This window comes from Shewanella sp. QJM3NY_23, assembly GCF_056173105.1.
Genome location: NZ_CM149657.1, coordinates 2,316,480 through 2,336,194, shown reverse-complemented (window position 1 = coordinate 2,336,194; position 19,715 = coordinate 2,316,480). Strand labels below are relative to the sequence as shown.

Annotated in this window: 10 protein-coding genes, 2 tRNA genes, 3 rRNA genes and 3 pseudogenes; 11 read left to right on the top strand and 7 right to left on the bottom strand. The window is 45.7% G+C overall.

Annotated features, from left to right (window positions below):
• Positions 1-2: 2 nt before the first annotated feature.
• Positions 3-677 (top strand): exonuclease domain-containing protein, encoded by a 675-nt coding sequence (locus tag AC0VXX_RS10595; RefSeq protein WP_475516994.1) that lies wholly within the window; start codon positions 3-5, stop codon positions 675-677.
• Between the two features lie 151 nt (positions 678-828).
• Here AC0VXX_RS10595 and AC0VXX_RS10590 read toward each other — a convergent pair whose 3' ends face one another.
• Both AC0VXX_RS10590 and AC0VXX_RS10585 read right to left on the bottom strand, forming a co-directional pair.
• Positions 829-1,893 (bottom strand): beta-ketoacyl-ACP synthase 3, encoded by a 1,065-nt coding sequence (locus AC0VXX_RS10590; RefSeq protein WP_475514203.1) that lies wholly within the window; start codon positions 1,891-1,893, stop codon positions 829-831.
• A 97-nt stretch (positions 1,894-1,990) separates the two neighbouring features.
• Positions 1,991-2,517: pseudogene (locus AC0VXX_RS10585) on the bottom strand (GntR family transcriptional regulator).
• A gap of 507 nt (positions 2,518-3,024) precedes the next feature.
• On the opposite strand from AC0VXX_RS10585, the pseudogene AC0VXX_RS10580 reads away from it, so the two are divergent.
• From AC0VXX_RS10580 to rrf, 7 genes and pseudogenes are all read left to right on the top strand, one after another.
• Positions 3,025-3,652 (top strand): annotated as a pseudogene (locus AC0VXX_RS10580) (uracil-DNA glycosylase family protein).
• Positions 3,653-4,051: 399 nt separating this feature from the next.
• A complete protein-coding gene (gene gmhB, locus AC0VXX_RS10575; protein WP_475514202.1) occupies positions 4,052-4,612 on the top strand; it encodes a D-glycero-beta-D-manno-heptose 1,7-bisphosphate 7-phosphatase in 561 nt (186 codons plus the stop codon).
• A 1,167-nt stretch (positions 4,613-5,779) separates the two neighbouring features.
• Positions 5,780-7,324: ribosomal RNA gene (locus tag AC0VXX_RS10570) — 16S ribosomal RNA — on the top strand.
• A 205-nt stretch (positions 7,325-7,529) separates the two neighbouring features.
• Positions 7,530-7,606: transfer RNA gene (locus AC0VXX_RS10565), tRNA-Ile, on the top strand.
• A gap of 133 nt (positions 7,607-7,739) precedes the next feature.
• A tRNA-Ala gene (locus tag AC0VXX_RS10560) sits at positions 7,740-7,815 on the top strand.
• Between the two features lie 329 nt (positions 7,816-8,144).
• Positions 8,145-11,038, top strand: a 23S ribosomal RNA gene (locus AC0VXX_RS10555).
• A gap of 173 nt (positions 11,039-11,211) precedes the next feature.
• Positions 11,212-11,327: ribosomal RNA gene (gene rrf, locus AC0VXX_RS10550) — 5S ribosomal RNA — on the top strand.
• The 16S, 23S and 5S rRNA genes sit together here with 2 tRNA genes alongside, the layout of an rRNA operon.
• Positions 11,328-11,988: 661 nt before the next feature.
• On the opposite strand, the gene AC0VXX_RS10545 is transcribed toward rrf, so the two are convergent.
• Complete coding sequence (locus AC0VXX_RS10545) at positions 11,989-12,618, bottom strand: YccT family protein (protein ID WP_475514201.1); 630 nt, start codon at positions 12,616-12,618, stop codon at positions 11,989-11,991.
• Positions 12,619-12,838: 220 nt separating this feature from the next.
• Here AC0VXX_RS10545 and AC0VXX_RS10540 point away from each other — a divergent pair, with 220 nt between their 5' ends.
• Positions 12,839-13,204 carry a hypothetical protein gene (locus AC0VXX_RS10540; RefSeq protein WP_475514200.1) on the top strand — a complete coding sequence of 122 codons (366 nt, stop codon included), beginning with the start codon at positions 12,839-12,841 and terminating at the stop codon, positions 13,202-13,204.
• Between the two features lie 190 nt (positions 13,205-13,394).
• Positions 13,395-14,342 (top strand): magnesium/cobalt transporter CorA, encoded by a 948-nt coding sequence (corA, locus tag AC0VXX_RS10535; RefSeq protein WP_475514199.1) that lies wholly within the window; start codon positions 13,395-13,397, stop codon positions 14,340-14,342.
• A gap of 243 nt (positions 14,343-14,585) precedes the next feature.
• On the opposite strand, the gene AC0VXX_RS10530 is transcribed toward corA, so the two are convergent.
• The 4 genes and pseudogenes from AC0VXX_RS10530 to AC0VXX_RS10515 form a co-directional block, all read right to left on the bottom strand.
• A complete protein-coding gene (locus AC0VXX_RS10530; protein ID WP_475514198.1) occupies positions 14,586-14,903 on the bottom strand; it encodes a DUF3135 domain-containing protein in 318 nt (105 codons plus the stop codon).
• 136 nt (positions 14,904-15,039) lie between these two features.
• Positions 15,040-16,303 (bottom strand): annotated as a pseudogene (locus AC0VXX_RS10525) (HD-GYP domain-containing protein).
• A 298-nt stretch (positions 16,304-16,601) separates the two neighbouring features.
• The gene (locus tag AC0VXX_RS10520; RefSeq protein WP_475514197.1) at positions 16,602-17,951 is read right to left on the bottom strand and encodes an ATP-binding protein; all 1,350 of its coding nucleotides are present in this window, start codon (positions 17,949-17,951) and stop codon (positions 16,602-16,604) included.
• Positions 17,942-18,616, bottom strand: coding sequence for a response regulator (locus tag AC0VXX_RS10515; protein ID WP_475514196.1), 675 nt, complete (start codon positions 18,614-18,616; stop codon positions 17,942-17,944). The genes AC0VXX_RS10520 and AC0VXX_RS10515 overlap by 10 nt, the downstream gene beginning before the upstream one ends.
• A 242-nt stretch (positions 18,617-18,858) precedes the next feature.
• Here AC0VXX_RS10515 and AC0VXX_RS10510 point away from each other — a divergent pair, with 242 nt between their 5' ends.
• Entirely contained in the window at positions 18,859-19,713 is an 855-nt protein-coding gene (locus AC0VXX_RS10510) for a putative selenate ABC transporter substrate-binding protein (RefSeq protein ID WP_475514195.1), read from the top strand.
• Positions 19,714-19,715 lie beyond the last annotated feature (2 nt).

Genomic DNA, 19,715 nt, shown 5'->3' with positions numbered 1-19,715 from the left:
TGTTGCATCATCCTATGCTTAAAAGCCGCTTATGCTGGCGCACGGCGACAACCAAGCATCCACAGTTTAAGGCCTACCAACAGGCATTACTGGATAACTTAGCCTGTAATGTCGAGCAAGTGAGTCTAGTGGCCATTGATTTGGAGATGACAGGGCTGAACCCTGTTTGCGATCAAATCTTGAGTATTGGTGTCGTCCCTATTCAGCAGGGGCGGATTTTACTGCAACAGGCACAACATAAACTGGTGCAAATTGAGGGCAGTGTCGGTCAAAGCGCTACCATTCACGGCATATTAGATATGCATCTGCAACAAGCCGTATCGATGAAAACGGCAATGCAATGGTTTTTAAGCGTCACTCAGGGCAAGGTGCTGGTGGTGCATCATTCTCCTTTGGATTTGGCCTTTTTACAGGTAGGGCTTGCTCAAGCTTATGGTGAACACATTAAGCTGATGGCGGTTGATACTTTGGCACTGGAAAAAAAGCGCTTGCTGCGTCAGCATGAGGTATTGCAAGAGGGGGCCTTGCGCTTGGGGGCTAGCCGAGCCCGTTATGGCTTGCCCGTTTATGCGGCCCATAATGCGTTAATCGATGCCATTGCCTGTGGTGAATTATTGTTAGCTCAAGTTGCGGCCATGGGCGGTGGCGATAAACTTAAGGTGAGCGAGCTATTTTAGGTCCACTCTAGGTTGCCGATGAGCGCACCAATCAATTTTGATAAATGCGATTATTATTGGGTGTGTGTCATACAAGCGCTTAAATAAAAAATGTCGGCAAATGCCGACATTTTTTATGTATCAGGCGTGTGCGCCCTAGTGTGTATAACGATTAACCGCAGAAATGCTTAACGGCTCTGGCGACCAGTTCGATACCGGTTTTATCACAAGGTGGCAGCTCTGCATCAGATTGGTTAATTGGAGTGATGCGATCGCCCCATTTAAACAACACGGCTGCCGAGGTTAGGCCAGCGCCAAAGGCACAAGATAAAATGGTTTGATTCGGTTTAATCATCCCTTTTTCGAGTGCATCACAGATAGCAATCGGGATGGTTGCCGCAGAGGTGTTACCGTAATTGGCAATGTTGACCACTGCTTTTTCTTTAGGGATCTTCATGCGGCTGATTAGGGTATCAATAATGCGCTCATTAGCTTGGTGCGGAATGACCCAGTCAATATCGTCTTTATCTACGCCACACTTTTCAAGCACTTGGGTGCTGAGTTTACCCATACCGGCAATGGCACGCTTAAAGATCTCTTGGCCATTGAATTCGATATAAAAGTCCAGAGACGCGGCATTAAATCGGTCCATAGCGGTACCGAAGCTCGCTTTAAGGATGTCGCGCGCAGCAGGATCGTTATTCAGCTCATAACCTAAAATACCACCAGGTTGGTCGGTAGCTTCTACTACCACGGCGCCAGCGCCATCGCCAAACAATACGGCGGTATCACGGCGTGACCAATCAAGATAATAAGAGAGACGTTCGGCGCCAATCACCAGTACTCGCTTAGATTGGCCACTCTTAATTTGTGAGCTGGCCAGACCTAGCCCATACAGAAAACCACTGCAGGCGGCGTTGATATCAAAAGCGCCACAGCTTGCGCCAATATTGGCTTGTACTGTTGATGCAATGTTGGGGATTAGAGTGTCTGGGCTCGCGGTGGCTAGGATTATCAAGTCGATATCACTGCCTTCAAGCCCTGCTGCAGCTAATGCCCGCTGTGCAGCAACGGATGCCAGTTCCGATGTGTTGACATGGCTAATGTGTCGTTGGCTTATGCCTGTGCGTGGCTTAATCCATTCATCTGACGTATCGATAAAAGTCGCAAGATCATGGTTTGTAAGCGTGGCGGGGGGAACACATTTTCCCCAACCTGTAATGGTGGCGTACTGCATCTTATATTCTCTCAAAATAATAAAGGCAGAAGCACAGCTCTGCCTTATCGAACTAATCTAAATAAGCCTAGCAATAAGTTGATCGATCAACCGTGATCTAGTCGACTTGTTGTGCAACCAGATGCTTAATGGCATCGGCAGCATCTAATATGTGTTCCCTGAGTACAGAAACGGATTTTTACATTCTATATGACGACACAGCATATAAGTAAATTGCTATGACTGTTTGTCGCTTATCGCTATGGTCATGTGCCGCTTTGGGAATACCAGCCGTTAATAACAACGGTAAGCGGATATAACGGTCACAATGGGTGTTTAAACCATGAATCACACAAACTTGCGTGGGCGATTAGCGGCTTGATATAAACTGGTATGAAACAGTGTTTTGAGCTTACTCCAGCTAATAACATCACCTTAGTTAAGCAGATAAGCCGGTTACAGTGCGCTTTATGGGCTTTTAACTTCACCAGCCGTCAGCTTCGAGTCGCACTAAGGTTTACCTTACTGGTACACGGCTGACATTAAGTGCCTGAGCCAACGTACTTTGATGTAACGGTCACTTGCTGCGATGTCACCAGGCTGTACTTTCTGTCTTAAGGCTTCCACTACAATTGGCTTGCACATTTTGTGAACAAATAAGGGCTGTTCGGTGCATAGTTGCCGTAATATTTATGTATGGTAGCTGCTGAGCCGCATAAGGTTACCGTTTATGGCTCTATAAATAAAGAGGAACTATGGCTAAATGGGAACTACGGTTAAATAGGAGCTACGGCTTGGCTGTATATAAAATGGCGCTTTTAAGTCAGTGTTCGCCAAGGTGATAAGTGTGTATTAGGTACCGGCATAGTGCATCATATTAGCGGCAGTGTTTGATTTTTATATTATTGCTGATACTACGTGTTCGCCGCAGCACAGTGCCAATGGCAAAATCATAAAGATAGCGTTAGCAATTAAATTAAGATCCTACTACTAATCCGACTATTAAATAGTGTGTTGAATAAGTGCTCGATCGTGCCCCCGTAACGCGGTGCAAAGAATGCATCGCACATGACGATAGCCTGTGGGTGAGCAACACCGGGTGACAAATTTGGGTGAAATAAAGGGAGATGGACCATTTTTAGTAACATCAGCATGAATTCAAAACAGTCGGCGTCACAAGAGGGAGACTCGACGCTGAGTCGACTCGTCAGCGAGGTAAAACGTTGCCAATGGTGTCGGGCGCATTTACCGTCAGATGCTCGGCCGATAATTCAGGCGGCGACGTCGGCTAAAATTTTGATCGCAGGACAAGCGCCGGGCAGGGCGGCAAATCAGACTGGAGTGCCTTTTAATGATGCCAGTGGTGAGCGCTTACGTCAGTGGCTGGGTGTTAGCCGTGAGCAGTTTTATGATGAGCAGTTGTTTGCCATTTTACCTATGGCGTTTTGTTAATCCCGGCAAAGGCAAAAGTGGCGATCTACCGCCTAGGCCAGAATGCGCCGATATGTGGCGACAGCAATTATTGAGTCAGCTGACTGAAATTAAGTTGACCTTGGTTATGGGTCAATACGCGCAAGCCTACCATTGCCCAACGCCTAAAGGCAGTGTTGCCTTAACCTTGACTCAGCGAGTCAGAAATAGTTGCATCGCCCAAGATGCAGTATTGCCATTACCTCATCCTAGTCCGCTCAATAACCGCTGGTTAAAGGCCAACCCATGGTTTGACAGCGAAGTCTTACCTACGCTAAAACAGCGGGTTGCTGAGATACTTGCTGATTAAGTTGAACTTAAGTTAACAGACAGCATAACCCTATAGGACGTCACCGAGTTAAGTGCTATTTAACCATGGTTGGGTTTCTGCTCTGTTGTTGTTCTAAGTGTTTTTGCTGGGGCTGATAAATAGCCGCGTCGGCATCGCTAGCATATTAATCGGTATTACTTTTTAGTCAGTATTACGTTGAATGTGGCAGGCTGCAGCAAATGTCCTGCATCAAGACGTTAGTCAGTCGCCGTTTTACCCATCAGCAGCAACGGTGGCGTTATATGAGGTTAACGTTTTGGTCAATGGGATAATTTTATTCATTTTTTATCATTATAGAGATAGAGCGGTGCATTTTAGTGATTGTGGTGTGATAATAGTGTCCATTAAATTGTGTTGATCTGATTTGGGGTATTTCCTGTGAATCCTGCTGTGTTCCTAGATAGAGATGGTGTCATCAATATTGACCATGGTTATGTACATCAAGTGGATGATTTTGAATATATTGACGGTGTATTCGAGGCGTGCGCCGAATTAAAGCAGATGGGCTATAAACTGGCGGTAGTAACCAATCAGTCTGGCATCGCCCGTGGACGCTACACTGAAGAGCAATTTCACCGTTTAACTGAATGGATGGATTGGAACTTTGCTGACAAGGGCGTTGAGTTAGATGGCATCTATTACTGTCCACATCATAGTGATAAAGGCATTGGCGAATACAAAATCGATTGTGACTGCCGTAAACCCAAGCCGGGTATGTTAAACAGTGCGGCGCAGTTTTTAGAGATTGATCTGTCAGCATCTGTGATGGTCGGCGACAAACGTGACGACATGCTAGCCGCTAAAGCCGCTGGTGTCCCCACGCGTATATTGGTCCGTACCGGTAAAGAGGTGACTGACGAGGCCGTTGCCGCCGCGACCGTGGTTCTCGATTCGATTGCCGATGTTCCAAATTATCTGCGTAGTTTGAAAGCGGGTTAACTGCATGCAATAAGTCCGTTTGTTTTATGCTTAAATTGCAATTAGCCGCTGGTTGCTAGTGGCTAATACTGAGGTGTTTACCTTGTCAATGACCACTAATTTACTGGCTGAATAATAATGGCATGATTTAAAGCCAGAACGTAAAGCAAAGCAAACCTAACTTTAGATTGAGTTAGCCAAATTAAACTCAGTAACGGTCAAGTCAATCTTAGTAAGGTTAGTTTTAAGCCGAAGTGCTCATAGATTATCGTTCAACCTTATCTATTAGCGGATAGGAGAGCTCGATTTAGAGTCGAACCTTAGTCGATAACACATGCTGCATCGAACAAGGAGCTGTTTGCTATTAGTTTATCTATTAGCTTATTTATATAGTGTTCCTGTTTTTAATGACGCTATATAGGCTGATTGATAATAAGCTAATTGTCAGTCGGCCATGACTCATTAAGCGTTCATCAATAGCAGATAGTATTAGTAGGTTACTACAAGTGTATAAGCCATTGTTTAAGTGAGCTTGGTTCAATGGATTTTGCAGCAAGGTAACGTCGAAGCAAGGTTAATTCAAATAGGTATGCTTCTTTACTGTGTAACAGAGCGGTAAAACTAAGATGGTATGACTGAATTTGATAAACTTGCTCTGTTTTTGTACCATTTCAGAGCTAAATCGGCTCTTTAGCATGATTTGTGACCGAACGGACCATGTCACTAAAGTAAAGGCTTGCGCTATTATTAGCAATCCCTATAATGCGCAACCACTGACACGGCGAAGCTCGCAGAGATAAGTCGTAAAGCACTAAGTAACTTGGTTAAACACCTAGCTTACAGGGTGGTCAGGCACTGAAAAGTGCCGCATCAAAAAGTTTTTAAAAACTGCTTGACGCGAACCAAGGATTGCGTAGAATACGCAGCCCTAGCCACTTGGAACTACCAAGATGTGCTAACGCTCTTTAACAATTTATCAAGTAATCTGTGTGGACACTCACAGGTGTTGAGTTAATCGAAATTGCCTAACCTTCGGGTTGGCAATCAAAGAATTAAATCAACCAATTCTTTCACTTTCTCTCACGAGAGGTGATGAGTGTTCATAGCAATATGTACAAAGAATTAATCGCAAGATTAGTTCGAACAGAATTCGTTGAGCCGTTTGACGTAAGTCAAACAACAAAACTTTAATTGAAGAGTTTGATCATGGCTCAGATTGAACGCTGGCGGCAGGCCTAACACATGCAAGTCGAGCGGTAACATTTCAAAAGCTTGCTTTTGAAGATGACGAGCGGCGGACGGGTGAGTAATGCCTAGGGAACTGCCCAGTCGAGGGGGATAACAGTTGGAAACGACTGCTAATACCGCATACGCCCTACGGGGGAAAAGAGGGGACCTTTGGGCCTTCTGCGATTGGATGTACCTAGGTGGGATTAGCTAGTTGGTGAGGTAATGGCTCACCAAGGCGACGATCCCTAGCTGTTCTGAGAGGATGATCAGCCACACTGGGACTGAGACACGGCCCAGACTCCTACGGGAGGCAGCAGTGGGGAATATTGCACAATGGGCGCAAGCCTGATGCAGCCATGCCGCGTGTGTGAAGAAGGCCTTCGGGTTGTAAAGCACTTTCAGCGAGGAGGAAAGCTTAAGCGTTAATAGCGTTTAGGTGTGACGTTACTCGCAGAAGAAGGACCGGCTAACTTCGTGCCAGCAGCCGCGGTAATACGAGGGGTCCAAGCGTTAATCGGAATTACTGGGCGTAAAGCGTACGCAGGCGGTTTGTTAAGCGAGATGTGAAAGCCCCGGGCTCAACCTGGGAATTGCATTTCGAACTGGCAGACTAGAGTCTTGTAGAGGGGGGTAGAATTTCAGGTGTAGCGGTGAAATGCGTAGAGATCTGAAGGAATACCGGTGGCGAAGGCGGCCCCCTGGACAAAGACTGACGCTCAGGTACGAAAGCGTGGGGAGCAAACAGGATTAGATACCCTGGTAGTCCACGCCGTAAACGATGTCTACTCGGAATTTGGTGTCTTGAACACTGGGTTCCCAAGCTAACGCATTAAGTAGACCGCCTGGGGAGTACGGCCGCAAGGTTAAAACTCAAATGAATTGACGGGGGCCCGCACAAGCGGTGGAGCATGTGGTTTAATTCGATGCAACGCGAAGAACCTTACCTACTCTTGACATCCAGAGAATTCGCTAGAGATAGCTTAGTGCCTTCGGGAACTCTGAGACAGGTGCTGCATGGCTGTCGTCAGCTCGTGTTGTGAAATGTTGGGTTAAGTCCCGCAACGAGCGCAACCCTTATCCTTATTTGCCAGCACGTAATGGTGGGAACTTTAGGGAGACTGCCGGTGATAAACCGGAGGAAGGTGGGGACGACGTCAAGTCATCATGGCCCTTACGAGTAGGGCTACACACGTGCTACAATGGCAAGTACAGAGGGTTGCAAAGCCGCGAGGTGGAGCTAATCTCACAAAGCTTGTCGTAGTCCGGATTGGAGTCTGCAACTCGACTCCATGAAGTCGGAATCGCTAGTAATCGTGGATCAGAATGCCACGGTGAATACGTTCCCGGGCCTTGTACACACCGCCCGTCACACCATGGGAGTGGGCTGCACCAGAAGTAGATAGCTTAACCTTCGGGAGGGCGTTTACCACGGTGTGGTTCATGACTGGGGTGAAGTCGTAACAAGGTAGCCCTAGGGGAACCTGGGGCTGGATCACCTCCTTACCTATACGACTAACTTAATGTTTGTTGAGTGTTCACACAGATTACTTGATAGAAAGAAAGAGCAAAAATATACGTGTCTATTTAGACGACGTTAATTTGTTTCAAGTCAAGGCGCTTGAGGAGAGAAAGAGGGAGTGTAGTTCGCTACATGACTGATTGAACGACGAAAGCAACGCTGAATTGAAGCAAAGAAACAAGTGTAAATGGGTCTGTAGCTCAGCTGGTTAGAGCGCACCCCTGATAAGGGTGAGGTCGGTGGTTCAAGTCCACTCTGACCCACCAAAATCTTCGTGTTACTGCGTTATGTAGTTCGTCGTTTAGCAGGCTAAACGTCCTCTCTACATGCCTTGTATCACTCGATTTGGTAATGACTTAGCAATAAGTAACGTATGTTTTTGTTTGACTGCATGTAAATGGGGCTATAGCTCAGCTGGGAGAGCGCCTGCCTTGCACGCAGGAGGTCTGCGGTTCGATCCCGCATAGCTCCACCATTTACTTGCACATGGATAGAGATGCCAAAGATAAATGCAAAATTTATCTTTGGCTTTTTTAAGCCCGCTCTTTAAAAATTTGGAAAGCTGATAGTGTTAATGTGAAAGGGATAGTGACGTACTTGTACGTGATTGTTTGTAGCATTGACGCGAAAATTAAAATTGAGTTCTCAAACACTTAAATCAAGTGCCGAGTCATTGTAATGATGATTCATGAGTATTCTTTTGGCGAAAGTAAACACCATTAGTTGCGATACAGCCATCAAGCTTACCCGCTTGATAGGATGTGTTTTGTAAACATTAGTTTGTGAAACTCATTTGGGTTGTATGGTTAAGTGACTAAGCGTATACGGTGGATGCCTTGGCAGTCAGAGGCGATGAAGGACGTAGTAACTTGCGAAAAGCGTTGGCGAGCTAGTAACAAGCATTTGAGCTAACGATGTCCGAATGGGGAAACCCACATGCATAAGCATGTATCACAACATGAATACATAGTGTTGTGAGGCGAACCCGGGGAACTGAAACATCTAAGTACCCGGAGGAAAAGAAATCAACCGAGATTCCCCTAGTAGCGGCGAGCGAACGGGGATTAGCCCTTAAGCGTAGAGGGTGTTAGTGGAATGTGTTGGAAAGCACAGCGGCACAGGGTGATAGCCCCGTACATGAAAACTAACTTTACGTGAAAACGAGTAGGACGGGACACGTGACATCTTGTCTGAACATGGGGGGACCATCCTCCAAGGCTAAATACTCCTGACTGACCGATAGTGAACCAGTACCGTGAGGGAAAGGCGAAAAGAACCCCTGTGAGGGGAGTGAAATAGAACCTGAAACCGTATACGTACAAGCAGTGGGAGCGGTTCTTGAGACCGTGACTGCGTACCTTTTGTATAATGGGTCAGCGACTTACATTTTGTAGCGAGGTTAAGCGAATAGCGGAGCCGTAGGGAAACCGAGTGTTAACTGCGCGTTTAGTTGCAAGGTGTAGACCCGAAACCCGGTGATCTAGCCATGGGCAGGTTGAAGGTTGAGTAACATCAACTGGAGGACCGAACACACGTATGTTGAAAAATGCGGTGATGACTTGTGGCTGGGGGTGAAAGGCCAATCAAACCGGGAGATATCTGGTTCTCCTCGAAAGCTATTTAGGTAGCGCCTCGAGCGAATACCATTGGGGGTAGAGCACTGTTAAGGCTAGGGGGTCATCCCGACTTACCAACCCTTTGCAAACTCCGAATACCAATGAGTACTACTCGGGAGACACACGGCGGGTGCTAACGTCCGTCGTGAAAAGGGAAACAACCCAGACCATCAGCTAAGGTCCCAAAGTTATTGCTAAGTGGGAAACGATGTGGGAAGGCTTAGACAGCTAGGATGTTGGCTTAGAAGCAGCCATCATTTAAAGAAAGCGTAATAGCTCACTAGTCGAGTCGGCCTGCGCGGAAGATTTAACGGGGCTAAGCAATACACCGAAGCTATGGGTACTAGCGCTTGCGCTAGTGCGGTAGAGGAGCGTTCTGTAAGCCGTTGAAGGTGAAGGGGTAACCCACGCTGGAGGTATCAGAAGTGCGAATGCTGACATGAGTAACGATAATGGGGGTGAAAAACCCCCACGCCGAAAGACCAAGGGTTCCTGTCCAATGTTAATCAGGGCAGGGTGAGTCGACCCCTAAGGCGAGGCCGAAAGGCGTAGTCGATGGGAAACAGGTTAATATTCCTGTACTTCTGCTAACTGCGATGGAGAGACGGAGAAGGCTAGGCTAGCGCGGCGTTGGTTGTCCGCGTTTAAGGCTGTAGGTGGTGCACTTAGGCAAATCCGGGTGCACATACACTGAGAGTTGACGACGAGGTTCTACGGAACTGAAGTAGTTGATGCCATGCTTCCAGGAAAATCTTCTAAGCTTCAGGTTAGCAGGAATCGTACCCCAAACCGACACAGGTGGTTGGGTAGAGAATACCAAGGCGCTTGAGAGAACTCGGCTGAAGGAACTAGGCAAAATGGTACCGTAACTTCGGGAGAAGGTACGCTCCTGTTGGTGATGAGACTTGCTCTCTAAGCTGACGGGAGTCGCAGATACCAGGTGGCTGCAACTGTTTATCAAAAACACAGCACTGTGCAAACTCGCAAGAGGAAGTATACGGTGTGACGCCTGCCCGGTGCCGGAAGGTTAATTGATTGGGTTATCTTCGGAGAAGCTCATGATCGAAGCCCCGGTAAACGGCGGCCGTAACTATAACGGTCCTAAGGTAGCGAAATTCCTTGTCGGGTAAGTTCCGACCTGCACGAATGGCGTAATGATGGCCACGCTGTCTCCAGCCGAGACTCAGTGAAGTTGAAATTGCGGTGAAGATGCCGTATACCCGCGGCTAGACGGAAAGACCCCGTGAACCTTTACTATAGCTTGGCACTGAACATTGACCCTACATGTGTAGGATAGGTGGGAGACTTTGAAGCAGGAACGCCAGTTCTTGTGGAGTCAACCTTGAAATACCACCCTTGTAGTGTTGATGTTCTAACTCTGGCCCCTGAATCGGGGTTGAGGACAGTGCCTGGTGGGTAGTTTGACTGGGGCGGTCTCCTCCCAAAGAGTAACGGAGGAGCACGAAGGTTGGCTAAGTACGGTCGGACATCGTACGGTTAGTGCAATGGCATAAGCCAGCTTAACTGCGAGACATACACGTCGAGCAGGTGCGAAAGCAGGTCATAGTGATCCGGTGGTTCTGAATGGAAGGGCCATCGCTCAACGGATAAAAGGTACTCCGGGGATAACAGGCTGATACCGCCCAAGAGTTCATATCGACGGCGGTGTTTGGCACCTCGATGTCGGCTCATCACATCCTGGGGCTGAAGTCGGTCCCAAGGGTATGGCTGTTCGCCATTTAAAGTGGTACGCGAGCTGGGTTCAGAACGTCGTGAGACAGTTCGGTCCCTATCTGCCGTGGGCGTTGGATGATTGAAGGGAGCTGCTCCTAGTACGAGAGGACCGGAGTGGACGAACCGCTGGTGTTCGGGTTGTCATGCCAATGGCATTGCCCGGTAGCTACGTTCGGAATCGATAACCGCTGAAAGCATCTAAGCGGGAAGCGAGCCCTAAGATGAGTCATCCCTAGGACTTTAAGTCCTCTAAAGGGCCGTAGGAGACTACTACGTTGATAGGCAAGGTGTGTAAGCGTTGTGAGGCGTTGAGCTAACTTGTACTAATGACCCGTGAGGCTTAACCATACAACCCAAAAGGGTTTCGAGTTAATGGTTAACTTTAGCGAAAGAATACCGCCACTTGATTTAGTGTGACTCAATTTTAAACTCTCTTGCTTCTTGAGATACAGAGCCGAGAGCAGCTTTCTAGATTTTTTACCTTTAGCTTTTAAAAAGCTGAAAGTAATAGCAAAAATTTGTCTGGAAACCATAGCATTGTGGTACCACCTGATCCCATCCCGAACTCAGAAGTGAAACGCAATCGCGCCGATGGTAGTGTGGGGTCTCCCCATGTGAGAGTAGGTCATTTCCAGACGCCTATTTAAGTCGAAAAGCCACCTGCATAAGGTGGCTTTTTTGCGTTTGGGTTTTATAAGTTTTCAGCGTTGCTTTCCATAGCAAATTTCAATGTAGGCAGGTGGTTTTTCCACTTAAGCACGTACGTGCAATGCCTACCCCGATGTCGACCCGCCGCTGAGCGGGCTCCCCCGCTACGAAGGCAAGCTTCTCCGCGTTCAAGCAAGCCTGAATACTGCGTATTCAAAACAGCTTACTTTCACCCCCATGTGAGAGTAGGTCATTTCCAGGCGCCTAATACGATAAAGCCCGTTGCTAATGCAACGGGCTTTTTTCGTTTTAGCCTGGAGCTAACCACTCGAACATGGGGAAATAAAAAGTCCGAACGTAGTGAGGTGTAACCCATGTGATAGTAGGGCGAATATCGCGTAAGCGATGTGCATATGAGCGCGAAGCTTTAGCGCAGCTGGCCATAACAGGCGCCTAATACTTCTCGACAGAGAGTCGATAAATCCCCGCACTTCGTGTTGGGGATTTTTTCGTTTAACCGCTTTTGAAATTTACGTTGTGAGATCCAATATTCATGTTGCGGTCACACATCTTCATCATTCACCACATTCTTGTGGCAACTAGATTTGGCTCACTATCTTATGTCAAGAAGCCGAATAACGTGCAGCGGGTTACTTAGATTTGGCTGGTTCAGTGGCATTTATTTTGGCTTTAAATGCTTGGCGTGTTTTTTCATCTGCTTGTTGATACCAGAAATCAAGCATCTGACCAACATTAATCTGAGTTGGATTATCTTGGCTACCAGTTGCAGAAACCTGTGTTGCTGATAAAGAGGTTGTGCTCGAGGCTAAAGACGTTGTTATAGCTTGTGGTTGCATCTTGATGGCGGCAGGTGCTGCGCTGAGGTTATATTGATTAATTTCTTCTCGGTAATTACGCCCTACCTGGATGCCATCTTTAGTTAGGGTATCGATACGATAGTCGATTTGCTGGCCATTGTCGTCGATGATGCCGACTCTTGGGTGTTGATTAAATTTATCTGCATCACTAGCAGAATTAATTTTGGGTAAGGTTATGCTGTATTGTGCATTCTGCCCCGTAAATGTCACAATGACAGCATCCGATATAAAGCGTTGACTTTGTCCTTGATGGCGAAAGTTTGCTAGGTATTTGAACACTATCTGCTGCTGACCATCTTCTGCCGTTAAGCTGGTTGCGTCAGTTGTTTGGGCATTGAATAATAATGTCTCTGTATTCACGGGTAAGCTGATGCTGATTGCTGCAAGTGCTGTCGGCGCCATGAACATTGCGCCGAGAAGCCCAAATTTAGAAAGTAATGGATACGGTATTTTCATATAAAACTCAGATAATGATCAGCCCACAATTATATAGCACTTAAGTCAGATTTTGAAAATGACAGTTAAACTCATGGGAAACAATTTGTCTGGCGTGAGGGATTAATAACAGTAATTTAGCAGCGCTAGGGGTATAATTTATCTCGGTTTAATGATGGAGAGTGTTGTGCTGACTAAAATATTAGTGACCTTGTTAATTATTGCTGGTGCATTATTTTATGTTCGCAAACCGGCGCGTTCTGAGCAGACGGAAACCGCTACTCAGTTTGGCCAGCGGCTGTTATTTCGCTATGTTGCCATGGGCTTTGTCGTGTTTGCCTTGCTCGGTAGCGCCTTGTATTGGTATTGGACATGGCAAGATGGTGAGCAGATTGTCAGCGTTAGCATTGTTTCGCCTTTAGATAATAAAGTTAATATTTATCAAGTGCATAAACGAGATATAACAGAGAATGAGCTTACGACGGTTGATGGTATTAAGATCCGCCTGTCGACTCAAGAGCGGATCATTATTGCCCCTGTCGTCGCTAAATAAAACGCTTTACCTGTTATGTCACCTATTTGATAGGCCATCGTGGCAATGATGTACATTTTAGCTTTCGAACATGCCGCTAGGTTTGCCCTAAATACTAGCCAATTGAACTTAATTCGGTACAATAAAGCTCTATTTTACCCTGCGCTTTGGTGGCTTACTTTTCATCAGGGTGTCTTTTTCAGGAGGTCATATGATCACAGCTTATGTCTATGAAGAGAATAAGTTATCTATTATCGAATTGAACGTACAAGACAGCGTTCCTGACGGGACATTATGGCTAGATCTTTTCAAACCTGAAGATGACGAACGTGAGTGGTTAAGAGGCTATTCATCTGAAGAATTGCCTGAAGAGGAAGACATTAACGAGATTGAGGCTTCTGCGCGTTTTTATCAAAACAAAGATGGGTTACACATCAACTCTTTGTTTCCCCAGCGTGTTGGACAAGATGTAAAAGGTGTCAACATTTCATTTAACCTGCGTAGTCATTTTTTGGTGACGTTACGTGAAGACGATGTGGGCCTCATTCGTTTACTGCGAAATTACCTGCGTTTGGGTAGGTTAGATGTTAAAACCCCACAAGCGCTATTTTTAGAACTATTCAATTTAAAAGTCGACTACTTATCTGATTTAATTGAAGATGTTTACTCTGTTCTCGAAAATGTCGGCGATAGGGTATTTGAAAGTGACGAACTCGACGATGTGTTTAAGTTAATCACCTTGCAGGAAGACTCTAACGGTAAAATCCGCCTCAGTTTGCTCGATACCCAGCGCTCGCTGAGATATATGCAGCGTTATTATCGTGGCAAACTCACAGATGATGATTTAAAAGATTTGCGAGAAATGCTGTCTGATATTGAATCTCTGATGCCACACAGTCAGTTTATTTTCGACAAGTTAAACTTTTTGCTTGATGCTGCCATGGGTTTTAGTGGTTTACAGCAAAATAAGATTATTAAAATCTTCTCAGTTGCTGCGGTGATTTTTCTGCCGCCGACCGTGATAGCAAGTGCTTATGGTATGAACTTTACCAATATGCCTGAACTGAGTTGGCAGTGGGGTTATCCTATGGCGATTTTGATGATGTTTGGTAGTGCAGCATCAACTTACTTCTTCTTTAAGCGTAAGGGCTGGCTATAGCGAGTGGCGGTTATATTCGCTGGTTAGCTGGTTAGCTGGTTAGCTGGTTAGCTGGTTAGTTAGTTAGTTAAACCTTGATCTTATTTGTTATTTGGGTACGACTACTTCAGTAAGTTTGCTCAATTAAGTTGGTATTTTTTATCAGTTAAGGCGGATTATTCACTGTTTTACGATTCTTTATTATCGTGTCGATGATAATTTGGGCCATATATTAATGGTTAATCCTAGTGGCTAAGAGTTGATTTAATTCGCTTTGATTCGCTTAAATTGCAACACTTGGGCTTTATTATCTCGATAGGTTTGTGGATCCGATATCAGCTCATTAAGCGAGATGAATTTGTCATTCATCAATCTTAATGTCAAAAAACATCTGGCATAAGGATTAGTGCAGCGCGACATCTGTAAGGTGAGATGATGCTGCATCGATGTTAGCTGCGCACGTGTATTGGGAGCAGCCTCAGCAATAAGCGCTTGATTTAGGTTTTTTTGCAGCGCAGCCAATTGCTCTGGCGCATGTTGTGCAAGCCAGCGCAAACTATCAAAATCTGGAAGTTCAACCATATTACCGCAACCTGTATCTTGTATTTAGTGCTAGGCACTGGACTAATCATGCTTTTATTCTAGTCGTAGATAGTCAATAAAGGTAAGGCGCTCCCTGAGACTTGGGTGTATCTCAAGGGCTGGGACAGTTGTTAGCTTATGACTTAGCTGAGCTGCCAAAGTAATAGCTTACCCTTTCTCTTGGGCTCAGATAATTATGGATTTTTTCTGGCAGTGCCGACGGAGCTATACAGCGCACAATGGTCAAACCTTCAGTTTCTAAATCGACGATAGGAGCTTGATCTTTAGGAACTTGGGCATCATAAACCAAAATTCTTGGAAATAAGATTTTTTCTAAATTGACCGCCATAACCATGGCAAATTGTCCGCTAGACAGTTCAACAATGCTACCGGGTGGGTAGATACCGAGCATTTTGATCAACTTACCTATGGCGGCTTGGTTAAGCTTTTGTTTGTAGTTCTTATATATACGCCAAGGCAGCATAAGGAGTGCGAGCCTTTATTTGTCCATCTGGGTGGCAGAGTTGATCATAGAGATTAACCGCTGCTACCAACTGCGTCGGCAGGCCTATTCCTTCTTCTGTTAGTCCGCGAGGATAGCCCGAGCCATCTAATAACTCATGATGGTCGCGTACGATATCGAGTGCGCTGGCTGGAAAATTTTCAGCTAATCTTAATAGCCCTACACCCATTGTAGGGTGCTGTTTAATGAAATTCATTTCAGGTTGAGTTAGCGGAGTTTTCTTGCGCATCAATTGGGCTGGTACTTTTAGCTTGCCGGTGTCATGAAATAATGCGCCTAGGCCTACTGCTTTAATATCGTCTCTAGACCATTCCAACTCCTTCGCGACCATCATAGAGAGCACGGCCACATTGAGTGAGTGATGATAGATGCCGTCATCGTCTTTAGCATCGGCCATAAGGTGTAGGACTAAGTTGTCTGAATTGAGAAGTTGTTCTGCCATATCACTCACCAGCTCTTGCGCATCATTAATGGCATTGAGCGGGCGAAGTTGCAATTTGCTAATGAGACTACGCATCATGGCGATAGAGCGACCGAACTGTTGTTCGGTTTTTTGTAGATCGCGCCTGAGCCTTTGCAGGTATTCAATTCGATTTAATTTATTTTGGTTCATCTGTGCGCTTAGCACATCAAGCTTTTTGTTGGTTTTAGTGTCGTCGATTTTCTCCGTGACGACTTTGCTCAATGGCGGTACGCTGCTTTTCTCTAAGTCGACAAATACAAATTCGATGCCTAAGTTTTTGATTAACTCAATCTGTGTTTTTTGTTTTAGTTTAAATGAGTTAAATAGGAAAGGGTGCTCTTTCCATGAGATAGGTAATCTCACAAAATTGCCTGTTTGCAGTTGATTAACATTGACCTTACAGCTTTTGCTCATGTGATATGTTACTTGCCTAAATACGGCCGAGTATTTTATATCAAGTAACAAGCTTTACAATTCGTTAAGCGAGTTGTCAGCATAGATATAGTCAAAATATTCTGAAACAGAGAGTGTTATCACACGGATGAAAGAGAATGGCCTTAATTGCTATGTTGCTGTGCCATTAAGTTAAGCCGTAATCCTATTGTCGTGGTGATTGGCAACAGGGCTCGGTTACAGTAACAACATGCCCTTCAGTTCCAATCGCAGATTGCGACTGAAGGGCAAGTTGTATCACGCATTGAGACTGGGGCGGTTAAATCGGGATAGTGATAATAAATTTGGCACCTTCAAGGTCTGATGTTTCAATTGCCATATGGCCGTTATAGCTAATGACGATTTCATGACAGACGGCGAGGCCGATCCCTTGCCCAGGTTTTTGCGTGTCAGCGCGTACGCCTCTCTCGACAATACGTTGGCGGATAATGTCGACAACGCCGGGGCCATCATCTTCAACGATCAACACAAACTCACCGTTGTCGCTGTAATAGGCACTGACCGCCACTTGGCTGATACACATCTTAAAGGCATTTTCCATTAAGTTGCCACACAGCTCCATTAAATCGCCTTTATCGCCAGGAAACACCTGCTCTTTGGGAATATTAGCACTAAAGTTAACTTGTTTATCGCGGTAGACCTTAAACAGCATTTGCGCGAGTTGCTCAACTAATGGAGCAACTGGAGTTTGCTGTTGTTTCAGTCCTTTTCGTCCAAGCATGGCGCGTTTTAATTGATATTTTACCAGTAGATCCATTTGACTAACTTGCTGCATAATTTTTTCGCTAGCGCTGTTTTTATCTAGGCTTGAATCATCAGTAATGGCGTGTACTGCAGCTAAGCGAGTTTTAAGGCTGTGGGCTAAGTCATTCATTGCATTTTGGTAACGCTCTTGCTGGGCGCTCGATTGCTGTAACAGTTGGTTAAGTGCTTGTGTTACGCCTTCAAGTTCAACCGGGTAATCGTTGGATAATGCCTTGGCCTTACCACTGCTGACTTGTTGCAACTCATTACGCAGGCGTACCAATGGCCGCATACCCCAATAAGCTGCGCTGATTAACAACACGAATGCTAACCCCAGTACCATGGCGAGGCGCCAATAGGTGCGGCGACTGAATTTATCTAGCTCTTGCTCTAATTTTTGCGCATCTTTCATCACCAATAAGTTGTATTTATTTTTGGCGATTTCGACCGACAGCAGATAGACAAAGTAATTTTTATCATCGGCTAAGGTAAGGTAGTAAGGCGGGGCGTCTGTCCTAATTTGGTTAAAACGCTCACAAGTGTCGAATAAGCCACGATCGGCAGCTAATGACGAGGTCCAAACCTGTGCGAACGCTTCATTACAGCTGGCGATAATATAACGCTCTGGGGTGTTGTTTTCTGTCAGCCATTGGCTGTCATCTGGGATCAGGTTATTTTCTTTTAATTCTGCGGCGACTTTGGGGATCTCTGCGATCAGCTGCGCTGTCTCTTCATTATAATTATTTTGGGCATAGAGAATATTGACCAGCCAAGCTAAGCCAAAGCCCACTAAAGCAATAATGGAGAGTGAGGTCAGGAATAACCGCGTCAGCAGGCGGCGTTTGAATTTGAACTTTAACTGCATACGAGATTAAACTTATAGCCTTGACCACGGATGGTGGCGATAGGGTTGTCTAAATCACTCTTAGCGAGTTTTTTTCGTAGGCGGCTGACCATCACTTCAATGGTATTTGGGTCGCCCTCTTTATCGCCATAAATCACATCCAAAAGGCGCTGCTTGGCGACAACCTCGTGACAATGGCGCATGAGGTATTCTAATATTTGATATTCAAATGCGGTCACCTCCATCGGCTCACCGTCGAGGGTGACTTGCTTAGCTGCTAAGTCCAGTTGCAATGGGCCACTGGTAATTTGTGGTTTAACAAAGCCTGCACTGCGGCGCACGAGTGCATCTAAGCGTGCGACTAACTCCTCTTTTTGAAACGGTTTAACCAGGTAGTCATCGGCGCCTGCATTTAAGCCCTCGACTTTATCTTGCCAGTTGACCCGTGCGGTCAAAATAAGGATAGGGGCTTTAAGCCCAGCTTGCCTTAAGGTGTGAATAAGACTAATGCCATCTTGGTCGGGTAAGCCTAAATCGACAATGGCCACATCGATAGGATAATTAGTTGCTTGATAAAACCCCTCCTTGGCAGTGAGCGCAACTTGTACCTTATTGCCTAAATCACTCAGTTGTACTTTGAGGTGATGGGATAAGATAGGGTCATCTTCAACAATCAAAATTCTCATTCGCGTGGGCCTTAATTTTATGGGGGAGTTTATTTTAGTGTAACCACTTCTCTTGCTGGTGCCAATTGAGCTAAGCCGTTAAAGCCATTAGTTTATAACCGTTTAACTTAACCGTTGCTGACTTACATTGCAGCGACTAACTTAATTTTATCAATCGCCTTGGAGACTAAGCGTTTTATCACCTAGGAATTTAGGGCGCTAATGGTTAGAATCGCGTCCTGATTAAATAAAAGGATTATTGTATGCCATGGATTAAAGCCGTTGTTCTCTTGTTAGCGTGTTTATGTTTACCCACTACATGGGCGGCGGGTTTTACGTTTACCGCCATTCCTGATGAAGATGAGAGCCAATTACAAACTCGTTTTGACAAAGTGGCACGTTATTTAGAAGCTGAGCTTGGGGTCGAGGTTAACTATATTCCGGTTAAGTCTTATGCCGCTGCGGTCACAGCCTTTAGAAATAATCAAGTACAGTTAGCCTGGTTTGGTGGCTTGTCGGGTGTACAAGCTAGACGCTTAGTGCCTGGCTCGAAGGCAATCGCCCAAGGTTTTGAAGATCAATCGTTTAAAAGTTATTTTATTGCCCATCATTCAGTGCCATTAATGCCATCTGATCATTTTCCTAATTTAAACGGTTACACTTTTACCTTTGGTTCAAAAGGTTCGACGTCGGGTCGATTGATGCCGCAATTTTATATTGAGCGCAATATGGGCAAAAAGGTCGCCGATATATTTACTCGGGTAGGCTTTTCTGGCGATCACAGTCGGACTATTGCTCAAGTTGAAGCGGGAGCCTATCAAGTAGGCGCCGTTAATTATAAGGTGTGGCAAAGTGCGGTTGAGAATGGGCAAGTTGACACAGATAAAGTGCGAGTCATCTGGGAAAGCCCCACTTATCCCGATTATCAGTGGACGTTACGGGCTGGAGTTGATGCAACCTATGGCGCAGGTTTTGGCGAAAAAGTTAAAATGGCGCTACTTAATATGGATCAACCTGACTTATTAGCGAGTTTTCCTCGCCAAGCTTTTGTTGCAGCCGATAACGAAGATTATGAGCCTATTGCCACAGTGGCGGTTGCCATTGGTTTATTAGATTAGGC

What these genes read in the sequence shown, in the direction of transcription:
- AC0VXX_RS10590 (WP_475514203.1), bottom strand. Translation starts at nt 1,893, where the DNA reads ATGCAGTACGCCACCATTACAGGTTGGGGAAAATGTGTTCCCCCCGCC.
- AC0VXX_RS10545 (WP_475514201.1), bottom strand. Translation starts at nt 12,618, where the DNA reads ATGGCGCCGACAGCACTTGCAGCAATCAGCATCAGCTTACCCGTGAAT.
- corA (WP_475514199.1), top strand. Translation starts at nt 13,395, where the DNA reads ATGATCACAGCTTATGTCTATGAAGAGAATAAGTTATCTATTATCGAA.
- AC0VXX_RS10530 (WP_475514198.1), bottom strand. Translation starts at nt 14,903, where the DNA reads ATGGTTGAACTTCCAGATTTTGATAGTTTGCGCTGGCTTGCACAACAT.
- AC0VXX_RS10520 (WP_475514197.1), bottom strand. Translation starts at nt 17,951, where the DNA reads ATGCAGTTAAAGTTCAAATTCAAACGCCGCCTGCTGACGCGGTTATTC.
- AC0VXX_RS10515 (WP_475514196.1), bottom strand. Translation starts at nt 18,616, where the DNA reads ATGAGAATTTTGATTGTTGAAGATGACCCTATCTTATCCCATCACCTC.
- AC0VXX_RS10510 (WP_475514195.1), top strand. Translation starts at nt 18,859, where the DNA reads ATGCCATGGATTAAAGCCGTTGTTCTCTTGTTAGCGTGTTTATGTTTA.